We start from the raw sequence: 7,193 nt of genomic DNA, 5'->3' as shown, positions 1-7,193 counted from the left end.
ATTACTGGGTCGTCAGTAGTCGTTGCTGTCCGCAGAAAAGCAAGTGCTGCTGTCCCTGCTGCGAGTTCGATGTATTTCATTCGAGTGGGGAGGCTCACATTACTGAGTCGTCGTATGAAACTCTACTACAGTCCCTGGACCCGAACGCCCCGATTTGCATTATGGTGCATGGTAGTTTTGTTAAGTGGGAGGGCATACTTAACGATTCTTATGCCACATATCTCTGGTTGAGAAATGCGGCACCGCATCGTCCGTTGAATGTAATTTTTTTCACATGGCCCAGCGATGAAACGCCCACCAAAATCCTGCCACTCGATGTGAACATGCTGGGGAAACGAGCTGAATACAATGGACACTATTTAGCACGACTGATTTCTATGTTACCTGAACAATCTCAGATCAGCCTGCTGGGGCACAGCCATGGTGTTCGCACTGTCTCGTCGGCTCTACATCTGATGGGGGGCGGCTCAGTGCAAGGTGTCTCCCTGAATGAATGCGGAATTCATATCTGCTGTCACTGTCGAAAATTTCGCGTCGTCTTCGCTGCGGCAGCGATCAATCATAACTGGCTAAACCCCGGACAACGCTATGGATGCAGCCTGAACTGCACCGATTGTCTCATCAACCTTCGCAACAAAAAAGACAGAATTCTGCTGTTCTATCCGATACTGGCTCCCGTTTCGAGGAGAGCATTGGCCCGGACTGGTTTTACTTATCTTGACCAACTGGCTTTGGGTGATGAATATTCCCGCGTGCATGACATCGATGTTTCAGAGTGTGTTGGTGCAGCGCATATGTTCCCGAACTACTATAGTCACCCCGAAATCGCCGAAACAATCATGCCAGCGATTTACTTTTCCAGTGGCGACTAGCCGTAATTGCGATTTGGCAGACTGATTCTTCGCCCCTCGTGACCCACTGAACATTTCCACCCAGGCTATCGCAACAGCCATTTCTCTCCCAAGCCAGCCTCTCCTTGATTTCATTCAAATACGGGTTTCCATAGTCGAAACTCTTGGCGGATTTGTACATAATGGCGACCGCCTGCTTATCATCGCTGATAATTTTCGGCATTATTACCAGTATGCTTTAAGCATATCTCTCATCTCGGAATAGACTTACGCTACATAGTTCTTCAAATTACGATTTTTGAAAACTGATCAGATTCTGAAAATAATATCAATGAGTCGTGCATCGTTATTACTAAAAGCCGTGGTTTTGTTGTTTGAACGGGAGTAGATATTGGCCACCGGTAACGATGGCAAGCTCGACCCCGAGATCGTCCATCAATTATTCGAAACTCATGCAACGGATTTGCGCGCTTTTTTAACCGGATTATTACGTGATCATGACCTGGTTGATGAGATCTTACAGCTGACGTTTTCCAAAGCACTCCAATCGGGAGGGCACTCAAAGGAAGAGACTCGTAAGGGTTGGTTGTTTCGAGTTGCCTACCATGAAGCAATGGCTTTGATCCGTCAGGATAAGATTCACAGAAAATCCTTAACCAACTTGTGTCACACAACCAGCGCCTACTGGACGGAAGCTCCGGATCAACGGCTTTTAGAAAATGAAAATATTGAACAGATCAGACTGGCCCTGAATAACCTGCCTGAAAATCAACAAGTAGTTGTGATCGCCAGAATCTATCAGAATAAAACGTTTAACGAGATTGCACAAGAATTCGGTCTCCCCTTAGGAACAGTGCTCACACGCATGAGGCTCGCGATTAAAACCCTGTCCAGACAAATCGACAATCCGTCAGAAGATCATTGATTTTATTATTTGCCTGTCACTTTGTAAGACATGTATCATGATTGAAATTTCAGACAATTCAACACCGTCGAATTCTTCCGACCATCTGGACTGGTTCGCATTTCAATACCTGTCGAATGAACTTTCGGAACAGGAATCACAGGCCTTTGAAGCATTGCTCGCCCAGAAACAGGAAGCGCGGGAAGCATTAGCGTCGGCTGTTCAATTGATTGCCGGACTGAAATCCATTGAACCGATCCCGGTTTTGAACTCAGAAACGGCTTCCATCATTCAGCCTGAATTCAAATCACGCTCTCTTTTGGCTTCCCGCTTGCAACGCTGGGCTTTGGCCGGTTGTGCTGTAGTCCTGTTACTCGCCGCTGTTTCACTACTGTTGCCCGAAACATCATTTCGTAATTCAACGGACTTCCAGACTGTGCAAATCGAGCCTTCGCAGGATGATCTAAAACACCTGCTCAATCTCTGGTCTGAAGCCGCTGAAGACAGCAGTTTCACCGTCTCGTTGATTTCCGGTACCGAACAACTTGACCTGATTGATCAACCAAATATCCTGGCAGAGAATCAAACATTAGAGATTCCTGACTGGCTTTACACCGCAGTCTCTCTTCCCGAAGAAAGTGTGAATTAAAGCCATGTCATTAACGCTCCCGAAAACCTGTTATCTGACTGGCATTGCACTCATTCTTTCGTTCTGCGCGATCGCCAGCTTTGTGAACTCGGCTGATGCCGAGAATCCTCAAGAGCCGGGAACAGTCACTGTCTCCAGCGAGGCTCCCCAAAGTGATAAAACACCCAAGCCATCGATCACGACAAACAAAGAAAACAAGGCATCCACCGGCATTTCTGCGGAACGAGAAAAACTGGCGATTGAGTTTGCTAAATTACATCATCCGGAACTGGCAGAACTGATTCAAAAACTCAAACAACATAAACCGCGTGAATACAAACGGGCCATTCGTGATCTGGACACAACTCTCACAAAACTGGATCGTTTCAAAAGCCGTGAAAGTGAGCGCTACCGTCTCACTTTGGAACGCTGGGAAGTTGATTCCCGAATCCGTCTGCTGGCGGCCCGTGTTTCCGTCATGGGAACTTCGGATGATAAATCCGAACTGAAATCTCTGTTAACAAAGCGAGTCGACCTCCAACTCGAGTTATTACGATACGATCAGAAAATGGCGGAAAAACGGATTGAAAAAATCCAGAATTCCATCAAAGAAATTGAGAAAAACCGGGAAACCTTAGTTGATACCGAGCTGACTAAAATCAAACGTAGTATCAAAAAAACCGGGCAGCAAACAAAAAATCAAAAGTAAACGGATTACCCTTTGACTGACATTATGTCGTCCTTATTGCAAGGTGTGTTATGAAATCAATCAGAATGACCAGTTGCTATTTCACATTTGTTGCCGGAGTCCTGGCGTTGATTCCGTTGACCGCTACGATCCAGGCAGCCGAAAACGCGGACATTCAAAAACCGGTCAGTCAGCGGTTTGCTGATCCGGGGAACAAAGAAGTCCCCCAATTTCAGCAGCATGTCGTACCATTACTTGGAAAACTGGGTTGTAACGGACGTGCCTGCCACGGCTCCTTTCAAGGCAAGGGGGACTTTCGACTCTCCTTATTCGGCTATGATTTCATCATGGATCACACGCAACTGACAGCCGAAGATGTGGCACGCGTTAATCTGAAAGAACCAGCAAAAAGTTTAATCCTGCAAAAAGCGCTGGAAGAAGTGGACCACGAAGGGGGCAAGCGTTTTGAGCCCGATAGCTGGCAACATCGTCTTTTGGCACGCTGGATTGAAGGTGGTGCAAAGGGAGTCCCCAAAGAAGCCCCTAAATTTGTGCGTCTGGAGGTCACCCCGGACTCGATTCAATTCAATAAAGAAGGGGAAACTGTTTCACTACAAGCAGTCTCTGTCTGGTCCGATGGCTCCAGAGAAGATGTAACCCCACTTTGCCGCTTTCAGACGAACAACGAACAGATCGCAACGATGTCAGATGCAGGACTCGTCGCTGCAGCCAAACCCGGTGACACGCATGTCGTCGTCTTTTACGATTCCGGCGTGATTCCCGTTCCCGTACTGCAACCGGTGTCCGATCAATACGGTGATAAATATCCCGCCATCGCAACCTCGACTCCGATTGATAAGTTTGTGGTTACGAAATTAAAGAAACTGGGCATGGTGCCTGCTGCAACATGTGACGATGCAGAATTTCTGCGCCGTATCAGTCTGGACATTTCCGGTACGCTGCCTGCACCACATGAAATCGAAGCGTTTCTTAAAGATTCGTCACCTGACAAGCGGTCAAAAAAGATTGACGAATTACTCGAAAGCCCTGGTTACGCCGCCTGGTGGACTACCAAACTCTGCGATTTCACCCAAAACAACTATGACGACCTGGTTAACGTATCTCCAGTCCGCGAGCGTCCGAGTCAGGACTGGTACGACTGGATTAAAAAACGCGTCACAGACAATGCAGGTTCGACAAAATCACAGAAGGAATCCTGCTGGCGACAAGCCGTGAATCGGATGAAGACTTTGAAAAGTTCACAAAATCAATAAATGAGATTTATCAGGAAAAGCCGGGACATGAGTTTGCCGACCGTGATCACATGCCTTATTACTGGGCACGTCGTGATTTCAGAAATCCGGACGACCGCGTACTGGGGTTTGCTTATACATTCCTGGGCATCCGGATTCAATGTGCCCAATGCCATAAGCATCCCTTTGACCAATGGACCCAAACTGACTTCAAAGATTTCCGTGGCTTTTTTACGCGAGTGAATTTTGGTGTAAATCCGGAATCCAAAAAAGAATACGCGGCGATGGTTGAAGAACTGGGTGCCGACAAACTGCGTGGAAATCAATTAAACCGCGAATTGAGTCAAAAAGTGAAACGCGGCGAGAACGTTCCGTTTATGGAAGTTTATGTGACCAAAGGACGTCCCGAAGCTGCTAACAAGAAAAATAAACAGGGCAAAAAACAGCGTGGAAACAACCAGAGCCCAGCGACTGCCAAGCTCCTGGGAGCAGAAGTCGTCGAAATTAACGAAATGCAGGATCCCCGCACTGCACTGATGGAATGGTTACGACGTGAGGATAACCCCTATTTTGCGAAAGCTTTTGTGAATCGTGTCTGGGCATCCTACTTTAACAGAGGAATTATCGAACCGCCCGATGACTTGAATCTGGCGAATCCCCCCAGCAACGCACCGCTGCTCGATTACCTGTCTCGTGAATTCGTGAACCATAATTTTGACATGAAATGGTTACACCGTGAAATCACCAACAGTGACACCTATCAGCGCAGCTGGAAAACCAATAAAACGAATGAGTTGGACGAAGTGAATTTCAGTCACTACATTCCCCACCGATTACCGGCAGAAGTTTTATATGACGCCATTCATCAGGCAACCGCATCGGATGACGCCATTGATTCTCTGAAGAACAGTATTGGCGACCGTGCCATTGGTATTGCTGCTTCCGGAGTGCGAAATCGGGTGTTACAGGACAAACAATACGCCTTGACCATCTTTGGCCGCTCGACTCGTGAAAACAACTGCGACTGTGATCGTTCGGTCGACCCGAGTCTGCTGCAGACGATGTATATAAAAAATGACAACGACGTTTATTCTGCCATCAATCGCTCCAATAGCAGTTGGTTATTCCAGGTCGGACAACAACTGGGAGCAGTTCAAAAACCTGCGGAGCAAAATAAACGAGCCAATGCCCGCATGGAGCAACTCAAAGAACAGCAAAAAGCCGCGAAACAAAAAGTGAATCAGCTGCAAAAACAGGCTGACAAGAAACCGCAGCTCAAGCAGGCACAAAAACAGTTACAGACTCTGACGGCGGATTTAAAGAAAATGCGACAGGTTTCCAGCAAAGCGGAAAATGCTCCTGCTCGTCTCCAGTCTTTTGAAAATCCAATTTCACAAGACAAGTCAGAAGAAATTATCACTAAAACTTATTTGCGAAGTTTAAGCCGTTATCCAACGGAAGAGGAAAAAACAGCCGCCAGAAAGTATCTGGATGATTCACAGAATAAAATCGATGGCGTTTATGACCTGATCTGGGCTGTCTTGAATACAAAGGAATTCATGCTCAATCACTAAGTTAATCATGCTGCAGACCAATTAAGTCAAATTACATACAGACACATAATTCAAGCCTGAGTAAACATAGTCAGGCAATTCAAATCGAAAGGAATTCAGATGGCCGTATCAATGACCTGCGATGGAGTGAAACGCCGTGATTTTATCAAAATCGGTACGCTTGGTTTTACCGGATTAACGCTTTCTTCGTACCTGCGAATGGTAGATGCCGGAGAAGCCAAACCACAAAACGCGAAATCTGCTATTTTTATCGAACTGTCCGGTGGTCCCTCTCATATGGACACATTTGACCTGAAGCCGGAATCTTCCAGCGAATATCGCGGGGAATTCAAACCGATCAAAACAAATGTCGCTGGCATTGAAATCTGCGAGCACCTGCCCAAACTGGCTGGCTGCATGGATAAATTTGCCTTACTCCGTGGCGTTTCCCACTCTGTCGCAGCACACGCCTTGGGACGATCTTATGTAAATACGGGAAACCGACCTCTGCCATCACTGGAATACCCGGGATATGGTGCTGTCTTTACCAAAGAGAACCCAGGTCCGGAAAATTTGCCTCCGTATGTTTCAATCCCGAATTCCACTCAGAAGCCGGGTTTTCTGGGCGTCAAACATGCTCCCCTGAATACGGGAGCAACTCCTCGTCCTGGTCAGCCATTCAATGTACGGGGCATTTCACTGCGGTCCGGTCTGACCGTTGAGAATATTGAACGACGTGAAACACTCTTGCGGGATATTGATCAGACTTTTAACAGTCTGGAAAAGAACTCACAATTGATCGAAGGGCTGGATCGATTCGGTCAGCAGGCCCAAGCTATTATCACTTCCAAAAGGGCACGCGACGCATTCGACATTTCGAAAGAATCGCCGGCATTTTCCAAACCGTTCGGCGAATCCAGCTTCGGACAAAGCTGTTTGCTGGCTTCACGCCTGGTTGAGTCGGGAGTCCGTTTTGTGACGGTCTCTATGGGTGGCTGGGATACCCATAATAAAAACTGGGAGAGCCTGGAAAATAGATTACTGCCTCCCCTCGACCAAGGTTTGTCGGCTCTGTTTAACGGATTGGCTGAAAAGGGATTGCTCGAATCGACAGCCGTCTATGTCACAGGGGAATTTGGACGAACTCCCAAAATCAATACTCAGCGAGGCGGTCGTGACCATTACCCGCGCTGCATGTTCATGTTGATGGCAGGCGGCCAGGTCAAAGGCGGGCAGGTGATCGGAAAGAGCAATGCCAATGGAACCGAACCCATTGACGAAGGATATTCTCCGGATGATGTCGCAGCTTCTTTCTA

General features: G+C 47.4%; 7 protein-coding genes. All 7 read left to right on the top strand.

Features of this window, described 5'->3' with window-relative positions; translation table 11 throughout:
• Positions 1 to 872: alpha/beta hydrolase (locus tag Q0294_RS22155; protein WP_299469805.1), on the top strand; the 872-nt coding region annotated here is incomplete at its 5' end.
• Positions 873 to 1,242: 370 nt separating this feature from the next.
• Complete coding sequence (locus tag Q0294_RS22150) at positions 1,243 to 1,776, top strand: RNA polymerase sigma factor (RefSeq protein ID WP_299469803.1); 534 nt, start codon at positions 1,243 to 1,245, stop codon at positions 1,774 to 1,776.
• Positions 1,777 to 1,813: 37 nt separating this feature from the next.
• The gene (locus Q0294_RS22145; RefSeq protein ID WP_299469801.1) at positions 1,814 to 2,404 is read left to right on the top strand and encodes a hypothetical protein; all 591 of its coding nucleotides are present in this window, start codon (positions 1,814 to 1,816) and stop codon (positions 2,402 to 2,404) included.
• A gap of 4 nt (positions 2,405 to 2,408) precedes the next feature.
• Positions 2,409 to 3,092, top strand: a complete 684-nt coding sequence (locus tag Q0294_RS22140; protein WP_299469799.1) for a hypothetical protein — start codon at positions 2,409 to 2,411, stop codon at positions 3,090 to 3,092.
• 50 nt (positions 3,093 to 3,142) lie between these two features.
• Positions 3,143 to 4,345, top strand: coding sequence for a DUF1549 domain-containing protein (locus Q0294_RS22135; protein WP_299469797.1), 1,203 nt, complete (start codon positions 3,143 to 3,145; stop codon positions 4,343 to 4,345).
• A 50-nt stretch (positions 4,346 to 4,395) separates the two neighbouring features.
• Positions 4,396 to 5,898, top strand: a complete 1,503-nt coding sequence (locus Q0294_RS22130) for a DUF1553 domain-containing protein (RefSeq protein ID WP_299469795.1) — start codon at positions 4,396 to 4,398, stop codon at positions 5,896 to 5,898.
• 99 nt (positions 5,899 to 5,997) lie between these two features.
• On the top strand, positions 5,998 to 7,193 hold a 1,196-nt coding region (locus tag Q0294_RS22125; protein ID WP_299469793.1), incomplete at its 3' end, for a DUF1501 domain-containing protein.

Origin of the sequence: uncultured Gimesia sp. (assembly GCF_937919775.1) — a bacterium.
Lineage (GTDB): Bacteria > Planctomycetota > Planctomycetia > Planctomycetales > Planctomycetaceae > Gimesia.
This window is presented reverse-complemented; position numbering and strand designations above follow the sequence as displayed.